Annotated in this window: 25 protein-coding genes; 22 read left to right on the forward strand and 3 right to left on the reverse strand. The window is 48.2% G+C overall.

Annotated features, from left to right (window positions below; all coding sequences use genetic code 11):
• Window positions 1-15: 15 nt before the first annotated feature.
• The 11 genes from SCARR_RS01525 to SCARR_RS01575 all read left to right on the forward strand — a co-directional run bounded on the left by SCARR_RS01525 (window position 16) and on the right by SCARR_RS01575 (window position 10606).
• Window positions 16-1059: a glycosyltransferase gene (locus tag SCARR_RS01525; protein ID WP_168432881.1), complete on the forward strand. Its 1044-nt coding sequence runs from the start codon at window positions 16-18 to the stop codon at window positions 1057-1059.
• A gap of 97 nt (window positions 1060-1156) precedes the next feature.
• Window positions 1157-1246: a sugar phosphate nucleotidyltransferase gene (locus SCARR_RS29215; protein WP_222846129.1), complete on the forward strand. Its 90-nt coding sequence runs from the start codon at window positions 1157-1159 to the stop codon at window positions 1244-1246.
• A gap of 11 nt (window positions 1247-1257) precedes the next feature.
• The gene (locus tag SCARR_RS01535) at window positions 1258-2652 is read left to right on the forward strand and encodes an NDP-hexose 2,3-dehydratase family protein (protein WP_136059770.1); all 1395 of its coding nucleotides are present in this window, start codon (window positions 1258-1260) and stop codon (window positions 2650-2652) included.
• A 9-nt stretch (window positions 2653-2661) separates the two neighbouring features.
• The gene (locus SCARR_RS01540) at window positions 2662-3627 is read left to right on the forward strand and encodes a Gfo/Idh/MocA family protein (protein WP_136059771.1); all 966 of its coding nucleotides are present in this window, start codon (window positions 2662-2664) and stop codon (window positions 3625-3627) included.
• An 11-nt stretch (window positions 3628-3638) separates the two neighbouring features.
• Window positions 3639-4721, forward strand: a complete 1083-nt coding sequence (locus tag SCARR_RS01545; RefSeq protein ID WP_136059772.1) for a DegT/DnrJ/EryC1/StrS family aminotransferase — start codon at window positions 3639-3641, stop codon at window positions 4719-4721.
• The gene (locus tag SCARR_RS01550) at window positions 4718-5299 is read left to right on the forward strand and encodes an acyltransferase (RefSeq protein WP_136059773.1); all 582 of its coding nucleotides are present in this window, start codon (window positions 4718-4720) and stop codon (window positions 5297-5299) included. Before SCARR_RS01545 ends, SCARR_RS01550 begins: the two co-directional genes overlap by 4 nt.
• Window positions 5296-6255: a glycosyltransferase family 2 protein gene (locus SCARR_RS01555; protein ID WP_136059774.1), complete on the forward strand. Its 960-nt coding sequence runs from the start codon at window positions 5296-5298 to the stop codon at window positions 6253-6255. The genes SCARR_RS01550 and SCARR_RS01555 overlap by 4 nt, the downstream gene beginning before the upstream one ends.
• 35 nt (window positions 6256-6290) lie before the next feature.
• On the forward strand, window positions 6291-6668 hold the full coding sequence (locus SCARR_RS29450) for a GtrA family protein (protein WP_407984800.1): 378 nt from the start codon (window positions 6291-6293) through the stop codon (window positions 6666-6668).
• Between the two features lie 181 nt (window positions 6669-6849).
• Window positions 6850-8271, forward strand: a complete 1422-nt coding sequence (locus SCARR_RS01565; protein ID WP_168432883.1) for a glycosyltransferase family 39 protein — start codon at window positions 6850-6852, stop codon at window positions 8269-8271.
• A 12-nt stretch (window positions 8272-8283) separates the two neighbouring features.
• Complete coding sequence (locus SCARR_RS01570; protein ID WP_136059776.1) at window positions 8284-9417, forward strand: glycosyltransferase; 1134 nt, start codon at window positions 8284-8286, stop codon at window positions 9415-9417.
• A 4-nt stretch (window positions 9418-9421) separates the two neighbouring features.
• Entirely contained in the window at window positions 9422-10606 is a 1185-nt protein-coding gene (locus tag SCARR_RS01575; RefSeq protein ID WP_136059777.1) for a glycosyltransferase, read from the forward strand.
• A 153-nt stretch (window positions 10607-10759) separates the two neighbouring features.
• On the opposite strand, the gene SCARR_RS01580 is transcribed toward SCARR_RS01575, so the two are convergent.
• Together SCARR_RS01580 and SCARR_RS01585 are read right to left on the reverse strand one after the other, a co-directional pair.
• On the reverse strand, window positions 10760-11041 hold the full coding sequence (locus SCARR_RS01580) for a hypothetical protein (protein WP_136059778.1): 282 nt from the start codon (window positions 11039-11041) through the stop codon (window positions 10760-10762).
• Window positions 11025-11312 (reverse strand): BrnT family toxin, encoded by a 288-nt coding sequence (locus tag SCARR_RS01585; protein WP_136059779.1) that lies wholly within the window; start codon window positions 11310-11312, stop codon window positions 11025-11027. Before SCARR_RS01585 ends, SCARR_RS01580 begins: the two co-directional genes overlap by 17 nt.
• 573 nt (window positions 11313-11885) lie before the next feature.
• On the opposite strand from SCARR_RS01585, the gene SCARR_RS01590 reads away from it, so the two are divergent.
• The 4 genes from SCARR_RS01590 to SCARR_RS01605 all read left to right on the forward strand — a co-directional run bounded on the left by SCARR_RS01590 (window position 11886) and on the right by SCARR_RS01605 (window position 14984).
• Window positions 11886-12818 carry a dTDP-glucose 4,6-dehydratase gene (locus SCARR_RS01590; protein ID WP_136059780.1) on the forward strand — a complete coding sequence of 311 codons (933 nt, stop codon included), beginning with the start codon at window positions 11886-11888 and terminating at the stop codon, window positions 12816-12818.
• Window positions 12819-13283: 465 nt separating this feature from the next.
• Window positions 13284-13916, forward strand: a complete 633-nt coding sequence (locus SCARR_RS28535; protein WP_136059781.1) for a sugar 3,4-ketoisomerase — start codon at window positions 13284-13286, stop codon at window positions 13914-13916.
• Between the two features lie 136 nt (window positions 13917-14052).
• Complete coding sequence (locus SCARR_RS01600; protein WP_136059782.1) at window positions 14053-14421, forward strand: GxxExxY protein; 369 nt, start codon at window positions 14053-14055, stop codon at window positions 14419-14421.
• Between the two features lie 47 nt (window positions 14422-14468).
• Window positions 14469-14984: an acyltransferase gene (locus SCARR_RS01605; protein WP_136059783.1), complete on the forward strand. Its 516-nt coding sequence runs from the start codon at window positions 14469-14471 to the stop codon at window positions 14982-14984.
• Between the two features lie 103 nt (window positions 14985-15087).
• On the opposite strand, the gene SCARR_RS01610 is transcribed toward SCARR_RS01605, so the two are convergent.
• Window positions 15088-16518 carry a sugar transferase gene (locus SCARR_RS01610; RefSeq protein ID WP_168432884.1) on the reverse strand — a complete coding sequence of 477 codons (1431 nt, stop codon included), beginning with the start codon at window positions 16516-16518 and terminating at the stop codon, window positions 15088-15090.
• A 211-nt stretch (window positions 16519-16729) separates the two neighbouring features.
• Here SCARR_RS01610 and SCARR_RS01615 point away from each other — a divergent pair, with 211 nt between their 5' ends.
• From SCARR_RS01615 to SCARR_RS01645, 7 genes are all read left to right on the forward strand, one after another.
• Window positions 16730-16951, forward strand: coding sequence for a type II toxin-antitoxin system Phd/YefM family antitoxin (locus tag SCARR_RS01615; RefSeq protein ID WP_136059785.1), 222 nt, complete (start codon window positions 16730-16732; stop codon window positions 16949-16951).
• On the forward strand, window positions 16939-17322 hold the full coding sequence (locus SCARR_RS01620) for a type II toxin-antitoxin system VapC family toxin (RefSeq protein WP_222846130.1): 384 nt from the start codon (window positions 16939-16941) through the stop codon (window positions 17320-17322). Before SCARR_RS01615 ends, SCARR_RS01620 begins: the two co-directional genes overlap by 13 nt.
• 423 nt (window positions 17323-17745) lie before the next feature.
• On the forward strand, window positions 17746-18852 hold the full coding sequence (locus SCARR_RS01625) for a DegT/DnrJ/EryC1/StrS family aminotransferase (protein ID WP_136059786.1): 1107 nt from the start codon (window positions 17746-17748) through the stop codon (window positions 18850-18852).
• A 200-nt stretch (window positions 18853-19052) separates the two neighbouring features.
• Window positions 19053-19304, forward strand: coding sequence for a four helix bundle protein (locus SCARR_RS29220; RefSeq protein WP_136059787.1), 252 nt, complete (start codon window positions 19053-19055; stop codon window positions 19302-19304).
• Window positions 19282-19527, forward strand: coding sequence for a GIY-YIG nuclease family protein (locus SCARR_RS29455; protein WP_168432885.1), 246 nt, complete (start codon window positions 19282-19284; stop codon window positions 19525-19527). Before SCARR_RS29220 ends, SCARR_RS29455 begins: the two co-directional genes overlap by 23 nt.
• Entirely contained in the window at window positions 19461-19751 is a 291-nt protein-coding gene (locus SCARR_RS01640) for a four helix bundle protein (protein WP_246044426.1), read from the forward strand. Before SCARR_RS29455 ends, SCARR_RS01640 begins: the two co-directional genes overlap by 67 nt.
• 109 nt (window positions 19752-19860) lie before the next feature.
• Window positions 19861-21261 (forward strand): exopolysaccharide biosynthesis polyprenyl glycosylphosphotransferase, encoded by a 1401-nt coding sequence (locus SCARR_RS01645; RefSeq protein ID WP_136059790.1) that lies wholly within the window; start codon window positions 19861-19863, stop codon window positions 21259-21261.
• The last annotated feature ends 59 nt before the right edge of the window (window positions 21262-21320 follow it).

Here is a 21320-nt window from a genome sequence, read left to right on the forward strand (position 1 = left end):
AAATTCCGAGGGCGGATGTTTAAGCAGATAAAAACGCTACAGGACGCTGGGCATGAGTGCTTTGTGATTCACGGGCGAACAGAAACGGAAATTCCAGACTATTCACAGTATTCTTTTTCGGTTACATCGTGGCGAGTTATAGAGCAAAAAAACAAACTGCTGACCATTGTTTCACAGCTTTGGTTTAACGCCAAAGTTGCCCGTTTAATTCGTACAATGATTCCCGATGCAGTGGTTGGTTTGGCTCTCGGGGGGGCTTTGAGCGGAGCTTTGGTCAAAAAAAAGTGCCGTGATATTCGTTATATTTATGACTGTAACGAGCTTTTTTTGGAGTCCACTCCTTCATTGTTGAAGAGGAGCGTCTGGCAACAGATTCAGAACTATGTTCTGCGCTATGCCGATGTGGTAATGCATGCGGAACAGAACCGACTGGATTATTTTAATAAAGCCTATCCGAACAAAGCACAGTCGTTCTTGCTGGAAAACCTGCCCCATTACAGGGATTCCATCCCGGAAAAAAGGCGCAAGTGCATGCGATTCGTGTATCTTGGGATTCTCACATCGGGGCGGTATGTCGAAGAAATGATCAATGCGTTTTCCTCGCTGGACATCGAGGGTGTGTCTCTAGATTTGATTGGGTTTGGGCGGAAGGAATACGAAGACAAAATAAATGAATTGTGCAAGACCAACCCCCGCAAGAATGTGAGAATGCTTCCCCCTGTTGCGCATGATGAGATCTATGGGGTTTTGGAGGGGTATGATGCCGGAATCGCATTCTATAGGAATACCAACTTGAACAATTACTATTGCGCACCCAACAAAGTGTATGACTATATCCAAATGGGCATGCCTGTTCTGACCAATGATTTCCCAGGGTTGGTCGACATTGTCAGGATGAACGAAGCGGGAATATGTCTTGAAGAAGTGAGCGCAGCCGATATTAAGGACGCGGTTGCGGGCATGGTTCGCGGAGACTTTGGATGTCGCATAACCGATCAGCTACGCAACCGGTACAGTTGGGAAGGGCAGGTTGCAGGATATTTAGAGTTGTTTCAATAAATGGCGAGTAACGCAGGAAAAGCTTGGTGTTTGAGGATGCTTCTGTGAAATTCAGATGTATGTTTCACAATTCACAAACAACAGAACCGAGGTCGAAATGAGAAAAGGAATAATTCTAGCTGGAGGAAGTGGAACGCAGGTTTATCCGCTGACAAATGAACAACGATCAACCCACCAGCTGAAATAGCGGAACGATTTATGAACAATAAAGAACAGATTTTTTTGCGGTCGGCGCTGACGTTGGAGGGGGCGGTGATGTCCTCTGCGAATGTCATGCCATGGTTTTGGTCACGGCAGGATGCTCACCGGTTTAGACTGGAAAAGATACCTTTTTCTGAACTTTCAAAGTGGGGCTTTGATGCCGATACGGGGAATCTTTGCCATGAAAGCGGCCGGTTTTTCAGCATCGAAGGGATACGGGTGAAAACAAATTGGGGATCAGTTCCAGAATGGGACCAACCGATTATAAATCAACCAGAGATAGGCTTTCTTGGATTCATCACCAAAAAAATTGACGGAGTGTTGCATTTCCTGGTGCAAGCCAAAATGGAACCGGGCAATATTAACATGATCCAACTTGCTCCGACACTGCAGGCCACCCGCAGCAATTTTACCCGGGTACATCAGGGTAAAAGCCCGCCGTATCTTGAATATTTTATCGATCGCTCTAACTCGAAGGTGCTGTTTGATTCCCTGCAATCCGAGCAGGGGGCTCGTTTTTTGCGCAAACGAAACCGAAATATTATTATCGAGGTAGAGCACGATATTCCGGTCTACGAAGATTACTGCTGGATGACGTTGGGACAGGTTCTCCAGACCATGCGGCATGACAACATTGTAAATATGGATGCGCGCACCGTCATCTCATGTATTTCGTATGGTGGATCGGACGGGATTCAGGTGACTCAGGGTGGGCTCGGGGCAAGCCTCCTTCGTTCATTAGATCCTCTGAACAGGTCGGAATATAGCAACGAGGCGATCATCAGCTGGTTTACAGAACAGAAATTTAAATATGATCTTGGAATAGAGCGTATTCCTTTGAGAATCGTTCACGGATGGGAGCGGACGGATATGTGTGTGCGGCATGAGTCCGGCAAATTTTTCAGTGTGATCGCATGTGCGGTTGAGGCGGATAACAGAGAGGTGTCCAGCTGGACGCAGCCACTGGTTAAAGCTCATCAACAAGGTCTGATTGCATTTGTAGCGAAAGAATTTAAGGGGATTCTTCATTTTCTGGTGCAGGCCAAAGTTGAACCGGGGAACTTTGATGTGGCGGAAATGGCTCCTACAGTGCAGTGCCTGACCGGAAGCTATGAGGAGGCCGCTCCGGAAGATCGACCGCCGTTTATTGATTATGTTTTAAACGCTAAGCTGGAACAGGTTTGTTTTGACACATTGCAGTCAGAAGAAGGTGGCCGTTTTTATCGTGAAGAAAATCGGAATCTTTTCATATTAGCTGGAGAGGATTTTCCAGAGGAAGTTCCAGAGAATTATATCTGGATGACTGCTGCTCAGCTTAAGGAATTCATTAAGTACAATAATTTTGTGAATGTGCAGGCGCGTTGCCTGCTTTCAAGTTTGAGTTTTATTTAGGTGCAGGTTATGTCAATTTTAAAAGTAGGAGTGATGGGTTGTTCAAGTTTTGCGCAACGGGCAATGATTCCCGCGCTACATGAATGTGAAGCAACGCAACTTGTTTGTGTTGCCAGTCGCACGGAAGAAAAGGCCACGAAGTTTGCAGAGACGTTCGGGTGTGAGGCTGTTGTTGGCTATGATGCATTGCTGGAACGTAATGATATTGATGCGGTTTATATGCCGTTGCCGACCGGGCTTCATGAGGAATGGTGCACCAAGGGGCTGAAAGCCGGGAAGCACCTGCTGATCGAAAAATCCTTCGCGGCGGATTATGCATCCGCTGAACGGATGCTTGCGCTGGCGCAGAAGAACAACTGTCTGATCTTCGAAAATTTCCAGTTCCAGACGCACAGTCAATGGCAGGTGATTAAAAGTCATATGACTTCTGGCGAGCTGGGCGATGTGCACCTGATACGCAGCACCTTCGGCTTCCCTCCTTTGCCGAAAGATAATTTTCGCTGGAATGCAGCACTGGGCGGTGGGGCGTTGCTCGATGCTGGCGCGTATATGTGTAAAGCGTCGCAGTTGCTTTTGGGCACCGGACTAGAGGTGCTCGGCGCGTCGCTTCAGATGGATCCGGAGACGGGCGTGGAAATGTATGGTGAAGCGACGTTCCGTAATGTGGCAGGGCAGGTTGCGCAGGTCGCATTTGGATTCGACTATTTCTATCAGTGCCGCGTCGAACTTTTGGGAACAAAAGGGAAGCTTTCAACGAACCGCGTATTTACTGCTCCTCCAGAATTCAACCCTACTCTATTGATTGAAAAGCAAGGCGGGGTCGAAGAAATCAGACTTTCAGCTGACAACAATTATGTAAGAATGTGGGAATGGTTCGCGGAAGAGGTTTCGAAAGGTGATTTTTCCACCCATTGGGAAATTCTGTTGGATCAGGCGCGACTACTGAATGAGATACGAACGATGTCTGGATTCTAAGGATGACAAATATGAACAAACCAATCTATGTAACGCAACCTTCCCTTGCTCCTCTGGAGGAGGTTAATGAGTATCTCCGGCAGATATGGGAGTCAGGCATAATGACCCATAACGGACCGCTCATGCAACGTCTCGAAAAAGAGGTTTCTGAATATGAAGGTGTGCCGGATACAATCTGCCTAGCGAATGGAACCTGCGCGATGCAGTTGGCCATTCGTGCACTGGATTTGGAAGGAGAAATTATCACGACCCCGTTCACGTTCATTGCCACGGCCAACGTCATTGCGTGGGAGCGGTGCACACCGGTGTTTGTGGATATTGATCCGGACACTTGGAATATTGACCCGGATAAAATTGAAGATGCAATTAGTGATAAAACCGTCGCCGTTCTGCCGGTTCATGTGTTCAGTGCCCCGTGCGATGTGGCCCGCATCCAGCAGATTGCTGGTGAGCACGGCTTGAAGGTGATCTATGATGCGGCGCATGCCATGTGTGTGAAGCTGAACGGAAAATCAATTATGTCGTATGGCGATGTCTCCTGCACGAGTTTCCACGCTACGAAACTGTTCAATACGTGTGAGGGAGGGGCCTGTTTCACCGAAAATAAAGAATTGGCTTCCCGCATTCGCAAGATGCGTTTTTTCGGTTTTGATGAGATGAAAGAGATCGTCGATGATGGTATAAACGCCAAGATGACCGAGATCGCAGCTGGATTGGGACTGGCTAATCTGCGGTATCTTGATGAGGTGCGGAAGAAGCGTCGCGATAAATACGAGTTCTACCGATCCTTGCTGGACTCCTGCGGCTTCATCAGCTTTCAGAAATATGATCCGGAAGAATATAATTACAGCTATATGCCCATTCTATTTGATAGTGAAGAGCGGTTGTTATGTAAGCTGGAACAGTTGGCAAATGCAAAAATCTACCCGCGCCGTTATTTCTACCCTTCTTTGAATAACATTGAATTATTTTCGCATCCAAAACTTCCTGTGGCGAACGCGGTGGCCAAGCGAATCGCCTGTCTACCGCTATACAATAAATTGTCTGATTCGAGTATCAGGACCATATGCAGTGTTCTGCTGGAGAATGGATGAAGAAGTCTTTTTATAGCACTAATGAACTTCGCGGGTTGGGGCTAAAAGCCTTCGGGGATAATGTGTGTATCAGTCGCAATGTATCCATTTACAATGCGGAAGCCATTTCTATAGGAAATCATGTCCGTGTTGATGACTTTTGCGTTTTATCTGGGGGAAAGGGCATCACTATTGGTAGCTACATCCAAATTTCCCCATTCTCGATTATCTATGGCAGTTCGGGGGTGGTGTTGGAGGATTACAGCGGTCTTTCTCCGCATTGCACGATTTTTTCCGAGTCAGATGACTTTAGCGGAAATTCGATGATTCACCCGTTTTTCCCAGCGGAGTTCAAGCCCGGCTATATTAAAGGCCAGGTGACATTGCGGAAATATGTGCAGGTTGGTGTTGGTTCTGCAGTACTTCCAGGTATTGAGTTGGGAGAAGGTGTCGCCATTGGTGCGCATTCTCTAGTGACCAAGGCCTGCGATCCATGGGGGATTTATGCTGGAATTCCAGCTAAGCGAATCAAGGAACGGAGTAGAAAACTTATCGAACTGGAACGGGGTTTTAGGAGCCAATTAAAGGCGGAAGAATGATGATGAATGAGTCCCCGATGATGGATTTTTCAATTGTAGTCCCCGTTTATTTTAATGAAGGGAGCCTGGAAGCTCTGTATGACGAACTGGACAGGGAAGTCTTTCAGGCGTTATCGGAGTTTGCTGGCGAAATTATATTTATTGATGACGGCTCGGGCGACCAGTCTTATGCCGTGATGGAGTCGCTACAGAACAACCATCCAGACCGCATTCGTGCAATCAAGTTGTCTAGGAACTTCGGTCAGATCAATGCCATCTGGTGTGGGTTGACCCACGCTCGCGGGAGAGCAACTGCAGTTATCTCGGCAGATGGGCAGGATCCTCCAGAATATCTGAGGAAAATGTTATTAGAAAATCTGCGAGAGGGAAAAGAGGTTGTCATTTGCACTCGGGAAGAGCGTGAAGAATCAGCTTGGCGTAAATTTACCTCCAGTTGTTTCTATTGGTTTATGCAAAAATTGTGTTTTTCGAACATGCCCGTTGGGGGATTCGACTTTTTTTCACTAGGAACAAAATCGCGAGAAGCGTTGCTTAGGAATTATCAGAGTCATGGTTTTTTGCAGGGGCAGATTCTTAGGCTGGGCTTTGAACCTCTCATGATCCAGTACACTCGACGTGCACGGGAGCATGGCAGGTCGCGTTGGACCTTTGCCCGGAAAGTGACGTATTTGCTGGACGGCATAATCGGTTATTCCTTCCTCCCCTTGAGAATGATGGCCTTGCTCGGCATATTGATGGCGCTCGCAGGCTTTGTTTATGCCTTGGTGGTATTGTTTCACCGTTTATTTTTTGGAAATCCGCTGCAAGGCTGGGCGCCCTTGATGATCGTGATTCTGGTTATGGGCGGTGTACAGATGGTTATGCTTGGAATTATTGGCGAATATTTATGGCGTACGAAGGCGCAAGTGACGGCAGAGCCTCCTTATATTGTTGAAGCCATTTTGCAGGCTGAATAGTGCGGCGCCATCTTCTTAAACTTATTCGTACACAGGTGTTCCGCTTTTTACTGACGGGCGGGTGGAATACGATCTTTTCATATGCGTTGTTTTCTGGATTGTACTTTGCATTCTCGGAAAAGGTGCATTACATGGTTATCCTGACGGTTTCCACGGTTCTCGGTGTTACCAATGCTTATGTCTGCCATAAATTTTTTGTTTTCAGAACAAAAGGGAACTACCTGAGGGAATATCTAAGGTTTTACGCCGTCTACTCGGTTCAGATTGTGATTAACTATATCTCGTTGCCACTTTTGATGAAATCTGGGATGTCGCCCTATCTCGCCCAAGGATTGATTGTTGGGATAACGACAGCGGGAACATATTTAGGCCACAAACACATTTCATTTGCATCACCGAAGAGGCAACTTTAGGCAGTAGTTACATTTCTTGAGGATGTTAAGAAGTGCTCTCTTTATTTCACTAGCAGCGCAGTGTGTTGCAGGGGTAAAGGATTTTCAGATGAGACTTACGAATAGATTTGTTTTTTTTATTCTAATAGCGTCGTATTTTTTGTTCCAAGCGCTTTTTTTAACGTCAGTTACGAAGGTTTGGATGGACGAGTCGTGGTATGCCAATGTGTCATACAATTTTGTGCAAGGTAACGGGCTTGTTGATACGGTAGCCCAAGATTCCACCCCGTGGGTGACCTTTTTTTATCCGTTTATTATGGGATTGTTTTTTAAGGTGTTCGGGACAACGGTTTGGATGGGCCGATTTGTTTCGGTACTCGCCGGTAGCATTGCTCTTGCCGGGTTTTTTCAAATTCAGCGGCTATGGAAGATCAAGCCCCTTATCATTTTAGTGACGGGCATTCTGTTCATTATTTCGAATGTCTATTATGTGGTTTTTCGAACGATCCGCCCTGAAGCATGGTGCGTGGCTTTTGCTATTTGGGGATTTTTCTTTCTTGCCAGAGGAGCACAGAAAAATCGTAGCACCGACTTTATGCTCTCGGCTTTGCTGACTTCGTTCGGAGTGATGTGTCATCTGAATGGAGTGCTTTATGCCCTTCTCTATGGATTGTTTGTTTTCGGGTATTCGTATCGGAATAAAAAGGTGGGGTTTGCTGTAGGGTATGCAGGAATCGGTGTGATGTGCGGTTTGGCGTGGCTGGCCTATTATACAATTCTTTGCAAATCCAATCTAATGGATTTTTTAACAGGAACAGCTTCCGCTAGAACTATTGCAGGAGAAGACTCTATGCTTAATGCAGTCTGGCATGCGTTTGAAACATTCGCATTCAACTATTCTCTGGGGCTGAAGCGGGTCTTTATTTTTGTTTTCGAAATTGGAGTGCTGGTGGCAGGTCTTTCTTTCTGGAAGCGAGATCGTCGGTTGTTTTTTACTGCTTTGAACGGGTTACTCTTTTTTCTGATAGCGCTTGTGTTCTTCCAGCCCTTCGCAACCCGGCATTTTGGGGAAGTGCTTTTTTTTGTTTTGCTGACAGTATCCCTTCTTCTGCAACAAGTTGATTTACCAAAGTTGATTCTAGCAGGAGTTTGTCTGATGGTGACATTGTATGGGTTGAATAATTTGGCTGGAACAGCGTATTTGGTATTTCGCGATTGCCGTAATACTTCTTTTTATAAAATCACCGCAGAACTTGAGCAACAGATTCCTGCGGGGGCGAAGGTGATTTCACTGATGCCTTTTTGGTTCGGACTGATGGATACGGATTTCTATAGCGAATCCACCCGATGGTCGCAAAAGGGGTATGAAAGCTTGAATGCGTTCCTTCTATGTGGTGAACCAGATTACGTGATACTTTCTCCATACCTTCTTGAGGGAAAGACCGGAACGTCTGGACGGAAAGAACTCACATCTTCAGCCAGTAAGTTAAGGGCGTTCTATGAACAAACCAGGGATTTTTCGAAAAAGAATGGTTCCATTGTTTCCGTTGTGGAGACAAAGGGATATGACCGGATAGAGATTTGGAAAATCAATGCTTGTATAGATACATCCCAGCAACCTTAGTTTCCTTGACCCATGAAGTTTATTATTACATCGCTCACGTCTTGGGACGAAATCCCCAGGGCTCGCCATCAGGTAACGGAAGCTTTGGTCCAGGCTGGGCACGAGGTTGTGTTTGTTGAAAAAAATCGCGTGGGTCGACTGCGGATTGAGACAAGGAAGGAAAAACCAGGACTGACTTTGGTATCACCGTTTTTCCCTCTGGATTATCGATTTAGATTCAGGATTCCGGTCATCAATGAGTTTTACCAGACATGGTTGTTTCGCTTGATGCGGAAAAGGTTTGGGGATCAGCTTGTGCTCAATTTTGACTTCACAGCTCACCTGCTGGAGAGGTACTTCAAAAGCATGGTGTACTATTGCAATGACGAATATATTGGAAATAGTAAATATCCTGTTTGGCTGATTAACCAGTACCATGGGATGGTCGAGCGGTGGGTTGCCAAGCAAGCCAAGTTATGTGTTGCGACCTCCAATCATCTTGTCGAAAAGTTGCAACAGTTCAATCCCTCCGTTCATCTGATTCCACTGGGTGGTCCTGATCCAGACAGAATAAACGCAACACGGGACTTTGGAAAAAAAGCTTTTATAAAGATCGGGTTGATGGGAACGATCAAGGCCGATTACGTGGCTCCAAAAGTCATAAATAGGTTGCTTGATGAAGATGACTTCAATTTGACGTTTATCGGTAGGATGGAATCTGATTTTCTTTCCCTCATCCAAAAGAAGGATAACCTTGAAGCCAAGGGTATTTTAATCGGAGAGGCCTTATATGCTGAAATGGCAACCTTTGACGTTGCGATTGCACCTTATGAAGTAGAATGCATAAATGCAGGAGGAACTCCGAATAAACTATTTCAATATTTGGCTTGTTCCTGTCCGATTGTTATATCCAACATTCCAAATGTACAAAACAGGAAATTCCCTCCTGGAACCGTATATATTGCGGCGGATGAAGAAGAATTCGTAGGAATGATTCGTAAAGCATATGATGAGGACTGCCTTGAATATGCTCAGGCACGTTTGCAATATGCTGCGGATAATACTTGGGAGAAGCGCATTCGGCAATTTCTGTCATTGCTGGAGAAGCAGCATCTTCTGTCGGTGGCGGATGAGCCGACTCCACAAAGAACGCTAGCGAAGAACTGATCCCATGAACCTCCTTTACATTACACATCACACTCGGACGAGATCTTTTTCAAGAATCGGTAATCTGGCGCAACGACTTGCGAACCGAGGCCATACAATAACTGTGCTTTGCATTTCGGATGTTGCTCGGATCGGCATCAAGGATAGTGTTGCTGACGGAATTCGCTACGTTGAAATGCCGGACCTGTTGCCGGGTAGGCTTAGGACTGGTTGGTGTCCTTGGAATGCGATGAATCGCTGGGTATGGCTTCGGAAAAGCTTTAATTATGATCTAATCCATATTTTTGAAACACGTCCGGCCACAATCCATCCGCTACAGCTGGTGTTGCTTAAGAAGAAGCTTCCACTAGTTATTGATTGGATTGACTGGTGGGGGCGAGGTGGGATCATTACGACCAACCGACCACGGTGGTATCAGATCCTGTTTGGCGCGTTTGAAACCTTTTATGAAGAGCATTTCCGTACATTGGCTGATGCGACGACTGTCATATGTACAGCACTTGGGCACAGGGCGGAGGGTTTGGGGATTCATCCAGACTCAATCTTTAAGGTACCGATCGGTGCCGATACGGAAGCCATTCCTTTTGTTTCAGTCCAGACGAACATGCCGGAGTTCGGTTTTTCAGAAAATGATCGAATTGCCCTTTTTTCCGCGATGGATGCTGTCATGGATGTCGAATTGGTTTTTAGTGCCGCAAAGAAGGTCAAGGCCAAATGCCCCGACTTTAAGTTGGTGATGACTGGCAATGGTGCAGAACAATTAACCAGGCGGGCCACGAAGATGGGTATAGGGGGCTTCTTCGTGCATCTGGGAAGGTTACCTCAAGAACAGTTTGTGAGGGCGCTGACCTGTGCCGACGTTTTTCTCCTACCTTTTTCCGACGAGGTCTACAACCGGGGTCGGTGGCCCTGTAAGATAGGTGATTATTTAGCCGCTGGGCGTCCTGTCATTTCCAATCCCGTTGGTGAGGTTCGGAAAATCATGGAGAGGCATGACGTGGGAGTGTTGACCGAGTTTAATCCTGATGCATTCGCAGGTGGAATCCTTCAGGCTTTAGAAACCCCCACGCATGCTAAAGAGATGGGTGCTAATGCTCGAAAGGTTGCGGAGACTGATCTCGCATGGGATGGAATAATCGATGAGTTGGAACGCGCCTATGAATATGCAGTGCAACACCAGCGGACTTAACCTGTCGTAACTTTTGACCGGTTAAGGCATGTGAGGACAGAAGACAGAGGTCGGCCACCGGCTCGTAGGTCAGGGGCGCTGGTGAGTAAGAGTGTAAGTGAGTGTGGGTGTAGCTGCGATCCATAGCAGAGAACGGAGGTCAGAGGACGGATGTCAGCTTGCTTTGGACTCGACGAGTTCGCCTTCAACATACTGGTGAATCATCGAGGAGATCAGGGTTTGGTAGGGGAGCCCTTTTTCCAAGGCCTTTTTTTGGATGCCTTTTAGATCGTGGTCGTAGAGGCGAATGGTTACCCGTCGGTCTTTTCGCAAGGTGTTGCGCGCTATGAGCTTTATTTCATCGATTTCTTTTTGGGACGGGGAGCGTAGATTTACGGAGCCCTGTTCGTAGTCCTCAATGATCTCGTTTTCTTCTTGATCAATCTGCGTTTTCATCGTGTTCACTCCTGTAATCGCGCGTTGCTTTTCTGCTGGGTATAATGGTTTTTAAAAAAACGCAGTCTTTTCCGATTACATACGGCACAATATATATGTATTCGTCGATGTTCACAAAATAGATGCGTTGCCCTGGGTATTTCTTTTGGTTGGGGTGGTCGGCCACCTTCCAAACAGCACCCTCGGACAGATGAAAAAGAACTTGTTCAAAAGAAACGCCACGTTCCCGTTTTAGTTGCTCGTTCTTTTCCGGATTCCATTCGTAGCGCATAGGAATCTTTGTACATCCTTTGTGTGTACGGTGTCAATTTCGGAACAGGAGCAATTTGGCAGATGATCCTTCGAGATTGCTCAGGACGGGCAGAGATCCTGTGAAGTGCGCGTATCGTACCCCTTCGGCTTGACTCTTTTTATTGTGTGAGTAGTGTCTGCAAATTGAAACTTGGGGATTCAATATGCAGAGGTATATAGGGAGTGAATAACGACCAATCCACCAGAGGCACGGAGTTTTTTAAAGGTCTTTTACTCTGTGTCCCTAGCAAAGCGGGTGGTGAAATAGTTAGTCCACTGCTGAATTACTCCATCAAGTGAGTGCCTCAGGCAACATATCTCATGACTATCAGTGTCCATCTGTGTCCATCTGTGTTCATCCGCGGCTCCATTTTCCTGTTTAGGGTAAAGCATCGCTGGGGTTGGCTTTGTTCTGTCCCTAATAATTCTGTCGGTTTTTTCGTGTTTTTTGAACCCCTCCTTTCAGTCGTTATTTTCTGCGAAAATTATCGCTCGCTTCGCTCATAGGTGGTTAAACTCCCCGTTGTTTTTTTAATTCAAAAAGGATTCGTATATGAAAAAATTACTAGTAACAGGCGGATTGGGATTCATTGGATCCTACTTTGTGGATATGGCGTTGAAGCGGGGGTATTACGTGATCAACGTGGATAAGATGACCTATGCGGCGCGGACGGATGTGGATTTCCACGAACGGGATAATTATGAATTTATCGAGGAAGATATTGCCACGATGTCACACATCCCGCCGGGGGTGGATTATGTCGTCAACTTTGCGGCGGAGTCGCACGTGGATAACTCCATCCACGCGAACGAAGCTTTTTACAACAGTAACATCGGAGGCGTTTACAACATTCTTGAGCTGATCCGGGCAAAGGATGAAACGGACCGCCCGATCCTGTTCCATATTTCCACCGACGAGGTGTACGGCACCGCGCATGCCGGGTCTTTCACAGAAGAGGACAAGCTGTTGCCTTCCAATCCTTATTCCGCCACCAAGGCCGCTGCCGAGCAGCTTATTTTTGGCTGGCGCCACACCCATGGCATCAAGGCGATTATTTGTCGCAGCTGCAACAACTATGGCTTTGGTCAATATCCGGAAAAGCTGCTGGCTAAGACGATTGAATTTTTGCTCAACGGAAAGAAAATGACGGTGCACGGCGACGGCACCTATCTGCGCGAATGGATCTATGCGGAAGATAATTGCGAAGGTCTGCTGACCGTGTTGGAGAAAGGCGAAGAGGGGCAGGTCTACAATGTTTCTTCCGGCGAAGAGCACTCGGTGATCGATGCGGTGAAAATGATTGTGGCAGAGATGGGCATGACGGAAGAAGAAGCCCTGGTTCACATCCCCAACCGCCCTGGCCAGGATCTGCGCTATTCGGTCGACTGCTCCAAGGCCCGCGCCCTCGGTTGGGCTCCGAAAACCACGCTGAAGGAATATATTCCGACCTATATTGAATTATATAAAAAGAAACTCGGTCTTTGATTTGGGCTAGCCACAAAAAGGCGCAAAGAAATCGCAAAGAAAAAAGTTTACCACCCGCTGCGCTAGAGAGGCCCGGCCAGCGGGCTGAGGGGTAGAGAGGTTTTAGCTGTGCCCGGAATAAACGGCGCTGTCGTCGACAGCAACCAGCTGTTAGCTGCTGGTATTGGATGGCTGGATCAAAAAACAAACCCGTTTGCTTTTCTGCTCCTTCCATCAAATACATTGCCGTTTATTCCCTCTCTCTGTCCGCCTCCCATTCTCTAATGAGTGCAACGAATGGTTGTGAAAATAGTTCTGTTAATCTTTCCTCTGACTCTCTCTGTGCTCTCTAGCTCCTAGAGGGAGCGGGTGGTGAAAAATAGTTCTGTTTATTGAAGCGTTCCTTGCAGAAACTATGTGCATCCGCACATTATTTGCAACTTTGCTTTCAGGTGTCTATCAGTGGTTAGATCTGGAGATTTGAATATGGATTCGATTTATAAAATTATACCGTTCAACATAAAACACGGAAACTGCGGCGGATCGCTGGTGCAGTTCCAGCAGGGCGTTGAGCCGGAAAACGCTTTGCCGTTCAGCATTGGCAAGGTGCTGGTTTCGTCCGATATGAATCCGGATGATGTGCGCGGCAATCACGCCCACTATGAAACGGAAGAGATTGTCGTGGCCCTGAGCGGTGGCTGCACGTTTGAATTGGATGACGGATGTGGCCGAAAAGAGACGGTGTCTCTTTCGTCCTCAGAGGTCAGTGAGCAGAGGACAGAGGTCAGCGATGGCGGATCAGGTAACAGCAATCCGATCTCCGATCTCCGACCTCCGATCTCTGCTTCACCCGAGTCAAACTTCCTCTACCCTTCTCAGGATGAAACGGGAGCTCTGGATATAGGTAATTCTCCAAACTCCAAACCTCAAACTTCAGACATCAAACCCGCTCTCCTTCTCTATCCCCACATCTGGCGCACATTCTACGATTTTGAGCCGGGAACGGTGTTGTTGGTTGTGGCGAATATTACCTATGACGAAGCGGACTATATCCGAGACCGTGCAGAGTTTGAGCGGATTGCTGAAACCTGGTCGGGACTTGGCGGAAGTGCTGTTTGATAGCCACGAAAAACACAAGAAATCACAAAAAAATATTCGGGATGAGATGATATTATTAAAAGGTCTTCCTGAGTGTTTTGCATGAAACCTCGTGTTTTTTTATGGCTATGCATCTGTAATCAGAAAGGGAGTTCCAATGACGGTTAATGAGCTATGCGATGTGGTGCGAGAGACAAGTTTTGCGATACACAAGTATCATCGCAATGGCCATTTGGAAAAAATCTATGAGAATGCCTTGGCTCACCGCCTTCGGAAGTTGGGGGTGAAAGTTGAACAGCAGTTTCCATTAACCGTTTATGATGAGGATGGAACCGTAATCGGAGAATATTTTGCTGACCTTTTTGTTGAGGATTGCTTGATTGTTGAACTCAAGGCTTGCAGGAATACAGCAGAAGAACATGTTGCTCAATTATTAGGTTATTTAAAATCTTCACGAATCCATGATGGATTGTTAATAAATTTTGGTGCGCCAAGGCTCTATATCAAAAAGTATGTAATGGACTGAGTTTCGTGTCTTTTGGTGTTTCTCGTGGCTGATAAATTAAGGCGATTATGGACTATTTTATTCATTCGTGGGCTCTGGTCGAAACCGATGATATTGGTGCAGGCACTCGCATCTGGGCCTTTGCCCATGTAATGGCTGATGTATCCATCGGAGAAGAGTGCAATATCGGCGACCACGCCTTCATTGAGTCCGGTGTGCGCATTGGCAATGGGGTAACCATCAAAAACAATGTGCTGATCTGGAAAGGCGTGCATCTTTCCAATTATGTTTTCATTGGCCCGAATGTGGTTTTTACGAATGACTTGCGCCCCCGCAGTCCGCGTATGCCGTTAATGAAAGAAAAGGAATTAGTGGAAGCCGATTGGCTGGCTGAGACCCAGGTGGAAGAAGGGGCTTCAGTCGGTGCCAATGCGACCATTGTGGCCGGTGTGACGCTGGGGAAATATTGCATGGTCGGTGCCGGCAGCGTAGTCACTAAGAACGTTGAGCCCTTTGTATTAGTGGTCGGCAATCCGGCCCGGGTAGTCGGGCGGGTGAATGAGCTGGGGGATAGGGTCGAGTAGGGGTGTATTGGGTGTGGGTGTATTTGTGTAATCTGAAACGCTTTTACACCCTTACAACTTCTGACCCCCTCACTCCCACACATCGGATAAAGTGCGGAGCAGTTTATCCGTCCGCCTTCCCTTTCAGAATGATCCAGACAGTGCCGAAGAGCACCATTAGGTCCATGGCCGGATTCATGTTCCGCGAATAATAGATGTCGTACAGAACCGTGTCGTTAAAGGTGACGCCGGTCTTGGCGGCATACAGCTTCCATAGGCCTGTGCATCCGGGATTAATGTGGAAGCGCAGCCTATGCCATTCGTCTTCGAGCTCGTATTCGCTGGGCGGGACCGGGCGGGGGCCAACCAGGGCCATGTCGCCTTTGAGTACGTTGAACAGTTGGGGAAGCTCATCGATGGCCCATTTGCGGATAAATTTTCCCACCGGCGTGACGTAGGCGGTATTCACCACTTTGGAGAGAGTTTCGCCTTCTTGTTGGTTCTGGATGAAATCTTTGATTTGATCGTTGCGGGTTTCGTCTTGGTCGGCTCCGACGGCCATGGAGCGGAATTTGTAGAAGGGAAAGGTTTTTCCATTCCGGCCGACCCGTTCCTTGGTGTAGAAAACCGGGCCGGGGGACGTCAGCTTGACCGCCAGGGCGGTTCCAATGAATATCGGGGAAAGCACCAGCACGCCCAGCAGCGACGCACAAAAATCGAACCCCCGCTTCCATGATTTAAACAGCATGTTGTTGGGTATGCCGTACATGCGAATAAAGGGAATGTCAAAATAGGCATCGGCGGAATCGGAGCGTTGAAGCGCTAGGGATTTGTTGGAGTGAATATCGACCCATCCAAAAAGACGCACGCAGCTTTCGATCAAATCCATTAGTTTTTGGTGCGAAAGCTCAGGGTTGCAGATGACGGCGCCTTCGAGGTTATACAGATCAATGACGTCGGGCAATGTGCTGGGCATGCCAAGGAATGGAACCGAATTTACCGTTGCCACTTGATCGGCATCTTCCATGATTCCGACCACACTCATGCCGCAATCCGGTTGCTTTCTGCATTCCGCAATAAATTGATTGGTCAATTCCGTGTCGCCAATCACTACGACACGCCTGCGCATGTCGGTTTTGGAAAGCAGCGATGCTAGAATCCGTACAATGACCAACCGATGGATGGAAAGGGTGATCAGAAGCAGCACACCCCAATATACGAGTACCCATCGAGAAGGAATGAACAGATCGGATTTGGAAAAACCTTTTGCCAGCACGTAGATGGCTACAGCAATGAGAGACGCTTTGACGATCGCTATAAAGTGTGGCAACGGGGCAAGCTGGATTTTACGTTTGTACAGCCCCAAGGTGCTGAATATGCCAATAAAGATCGCTGCAAGCACGAACAGCAACACGAGTTCGGGGATGATGTGGTAGCGGGAGATCATGTCCAAGCTTGAATCATACGGTCGGAAGTATAGTGCAACGGCAAACGTGCCGACCAGAATCATCCAGTCAGTCGCCATCAGATAAACAAAAGTCCGGCTACGCCTCATATGCTGCATCCCCTTAATGAAGCAGAGTACAATGTAGTATAAAACGCTAATTGTAAATATTGGGTGTGGATATAATTTGGTGCTGGGTGCTTGGGGCTGGGTAAGGGGTAAGGGCGTGGTGGAGTATGGATGACAAAAGCGGATGACAAAAGCGTACTAATGGGTTGATGAACTACGTACGTTAATGTACGCTTGGATCTGAGGTGGAAATATGACAGTCACAGCATCCGTGCTTAGGAAGGACATCTATCATTTGCTCGACCATGTGTTGGAAACCGGGCAACCGTTAGCCGTGCAGCGGAAGACCGGAACGGTAAAAATTGTGGCTGAACAACCATCGACCAAAATGTCGCGGCTGAGAAAGCGCGAGTGTATTCAAGGCGATCCAGAGGAACTGGTTCATTCTGATTGGTCGGGAGAGTGGAAGCCGTGATATATCTGGATACGCATGTCGTGGTGTGGCTCTATGCGGGAGAGTTTGACCGGTTTCCCGCCAGTGCGTCTGAATTTATCGAACAGAACAACCTGCTCATATCGCCAGCCGTGTTGCTGGAGCTGCAGTTTCTCAAGGAAATCAAGCGTATCACAGCTGACCCGATGCTGGTGTTCCAGACGTTGGAAGAAACCATCGGCCTGCAGTTGTGCAAACTGGAGTTCTACAAGGTGGTCGTTGGTGCATTGTCCCAGTCGTGGACCCGCGACCCGTTTGACCGGTTGATTGCCGCTCAGGCATCGATCCGAAATGCGTCGCTGCTCACCAAAGACCGGATCATCCGTCGCAACTGTTCCACTGCCTGCTGGTGAATGCCGTGTGTGATGCTGCCGACGGGTTACTTTTGGCGACGGGAAATAGCTTTAAACCTAAAAAAAGCAGTTGCCTAGTTTGGGTTGGATGTAAGATTTGAGGCCTGAAGGCGTAGACGCCTACTTCGAGGGGTTCAAACCGCTGCAGACGGCCCGAAATCGGCAGCCCGAAGGGTAGAAATGAATGAACCAAAAACGCACCCACCGGGTGATGGATCAAATTCAACGATCACGCTGTTATCATTGGTCAAAACCATGGTTCATTCATTTCTGCTGCCTTTTATAGGTTAAATGGAACGTGATGGGTGAAGGGGCCGAGGTCGGATATCAGAAGCCAGAGACCTGAAAATTTCTTAACACTTAAAACCTAAGGCTTGAAGATGCAGGCATTTGCCTGCATCTTGTCTGAGTACGGAGGATTATATGAAAGTACCTTTTTTAGATTTGCAGGCCTTGTCGGCCGAAGTGGCGGACGATGTTATTGAGCGCTGGAAAATCATTATTGAACAATCTGATTTTGTTCTTGGTGGAGAGGTTGCACGATTCGAGGAGGAATTCGCGGCTTATTGCAATTGCAAGCATGCCATCGGCGTGGCTTCTGGGCTGGATGCCTTAAAGTTGATTCTCCGGGCAATGGACATCGGGACGGGCGACGAGGTGATAACTGCGGCAAATTCGTTCATTGCCACTGCGCTGGCGATTACGTCGGTTGGAGCCGATCCGGTTTTGGTCGATATGGCCGATAAGGATTTCCTTATTAATGTCCAGGATTTAGAAAATGCCATCACTCCCAATACTAAAGCGATCATTCCTGTCCACCTCTATGGTCAGGCCGCTGACATGGATCCCATTGTTGAACTGGCTCGCAAGCATGGGCTGAAAGTAATTGAAGACGCCGCGCAGGCGCATGGTGCACTCTACAAAGGCCACAAGTGCGGGACGCTCGGCGATGCCGCTGCCTTTAGTTTCTATCCCGGGAAAAACCTAGGCGCTTTTGGTGATGGCGGCGCTGTAACGACCAATGATCCTGAGTTAGCTGAAAAAATAATGTCGTTTCGCAACTATGGCTCGCCGCGCCGCTACCACCACGAACTGCTGGGCGAAAACAGCCGGCTCGACACTGTACAGGCGGCCGTGCTTTCCATAAAACTCCCGCGTTTGGACGAATGGAATGTCGCACGGCGCAGCATTGCCTCCCGCTATGCCGAAGGTTTGGAGAGCGTGGCGGGGCTACGGCTGCCAGTTACAAACGCCAATGCTGAACATGTGCATCATCTCTACGTCGTCCGTGCCGAAAAGCGCGATGAACTGTTGACCCTTTTGCAGGAGAGGGATATTGGCTGCAACATTCACTATCCGATACCGATCCATCTGCAGGAGGCCTATGCCTTTAAAGGGTGGAAGGCAGGGGATTTTCCCGAAGCGGAAAAAGCGGCCGGCGAGATATTGTCGCTGCCCATCTTTCCAACCATGACCGATGATCAGGTTGATTATGTAGTCGAAGCAGTCGGGGGGTTTTTTACGCAGTAGATGCGTAAGGGAGTATCTGGGTATGGGCGTGGAGGCGTAAGGGAGTTATTGGGTAAGGGAGTTGTGGAGTAAAGGTGCAGGGGCGTTACTGGGTAGTTGAGTCTGGGAGTCCTTGGGTAAGGGAGTGGGATGAGTAAGGGCGTTACACCGATACCCTATTTACACCATTACTCCGTTACTGAAGGAAACGGGATAAAATCATGGGTGAATTTGCTAATAGTTTTCGAGATCTGGATGTGTATCAAGACGCATTAAACTTGTCCTTGGAAATCCATGAGTTTGCCAAATTCTTGCCCACTGAAGAAAGGTATGTGTTGGCTGATCAAATGCGACGAGCTTCTCGCTCCGTGCCAGCTAATATTTCCGAAGCGTGGCTTCCTGCTCCGCTTCCAGCCCGTTGGGCTTACTGGCCGGAGGGTAGAGACGTTTATGTATGTTGTATATGCCATTGAGAGTCGAACAACGGGGAGGGTGTATGTGGGGCAGTCTCAAGATTTTGATAAACGATTGAAGCTTCATAACAGTGGGCATGTTATATCGACCTCGCAAGACGGGCCTTGGATGCTTGTCGCTATGGAATGCTTTGAGACGCGAGATCAGGCTCGTTGGTGCGAAAAGTTGTTGAAGAAGTCTCGTGGAAGACGGTTGAAATGGTTGGAGCAACACAAGCAATGACTCGCGTACAACTCGGAGAGCGTAAACGTAGATACAAAGCAGCGTTTATTGCCAAATTGAGTGATTCTGAAACAGAAGCATCTGAGATGCAGTGCTGGCTGGACTTTTCATTAAAGGCCAAGTTTATGACGCAGATTGTGTATGAAGGTTTTGATCAGCGATACGAACGAATTATCGCACAGCTTGTGACGATGATTGACGGAGCAGACAAATGGTGTCGTTGAGAGATGGAGTCGATGTGAAATCAGGGTGGCACTATCTTTTCCCCATACCCCCTTACGCCCATACTCCCTTACCCCTTTCCTCCATACATCGACGACAGGAGAACAAACCTTGATTGCTGAATCGACAAAAAACAGGCCTCTGATGTTCCATCAGTTCTGGAACTCGTTTGGCCTGCTTCTGATTGATAGCGTCATCCTGCTGGCGGGGTTGTTGCTGGGGGATCTGTTATTATTTTACCTCCAAGGCATCCATATTTCGATTCAGTATTCCGTCTTGGTTATTCCCGCATGGTATGTCGGAGCATTAATTACGGGACAGGTTCCCGGGTGGGGATTGGGCGCCATTGAGGAGTTCCGTCGAATTGAGCTGCTGCTGCTGGTTATTTTTGCGGCGGCTGGTTTCAGTGCCTTCATGCTGCGCGGCATGCCCAGTCGTATTTCACTCTTAACCGCTTATGCAACCAGTGCGGCTCTTCTGCCTTTTGGGCGCATTTTATGCCGTCAGCTGCTGCGTAGATTAAAGATATGGGGATGTCCGGCCGTCATATACGGCGACCAGGAAATCATCGCAAGAATTCTAAATGTGCTGCATGAGGAGGCCACCATCGGATACAACCCTTGCGGAGTATTCACCGACGATGTCGTGGAAGGAGGCATAAACGGGGTGCCTGTGCTGGGGACGCTTAATGGGGCAACGAACAAGGCGTCGGTGGCCATCGCCTCCATTGCCCATTTGCGCAATCACGATCTTGTAGGTTTTATAGACCACACATTGGCGGGCTACCACAAGGTGGTCTTGCTTCCGGATATCAGCGAGGGCGTATTTTCCTGGGTGGTGCCTCGCGATTTTAACGGCATGATCGGTCTGGAGGTGTCGCGCAACCTGCTGGTGCCGTTTGCCGCTTTTATTAAACGCCTATACGAAACGGGGTTGGTGTTGCTGTTCCTTCCTCTATGGCTCCCTTTGATTATTGTGCTGGCGTTGTTGGTGTTTGTTTCCGACCGCCGGAATCCATTCTATGCGCAGGAGCGGGTAGGCAGGAAGGGGCGCCTCTTTAAAGCCATCAAGCTCAGAACCATGGTGCCGGATGCTGATCAGGCGTTGCAAAACGTGCTGGCGGCGGATGAGGCCAAGCGGAACGAATGGGAAACCTTCTACAAGCTTAAGACCGACCCCCGCATCACTCGCATCGGCCGTTTGCTTCGGCGTTTCAGTCTCGATGAACTGCCTCAGTTTTTAAACGTACTGTCCGGAGAAATGGCGCTGGTCGGTCCGCGTCCGCTGCCGGTCTACCATCAGGATGGGCTTTCTGAAAAATCACGTCTCATTCGCAGCAAGGTGCGTCCCGGCATGACCGGTCAATGGCAGGTTTCCGGGCGAAGCGACTGCAACGTTGAAGAGATGGAGCAGTGGGATAATTTTTACGTGCGCAACTGGTCGGTCTGGATGGACATCTACATCATGGCCCGAACCCTTCGGGTGGTACTTTTTTCACAAGGGGCCTATTAGTGCATGCGGGCAATGGTGCAGGATACAAGGGTGGAGTCATTCCGGGGAGAAGATGCTTT

The sequence above is a fragment of the Pontiella sulfatireligans genome (assembly GCF_900890705.1).
Classification (GTDB): Bacteria; Verrucomicrobiota; Kiritimatiellia; order Kiritimatiellales; family Pontiellaceae; genus Pontiella; species Pontiella sulfatireligans.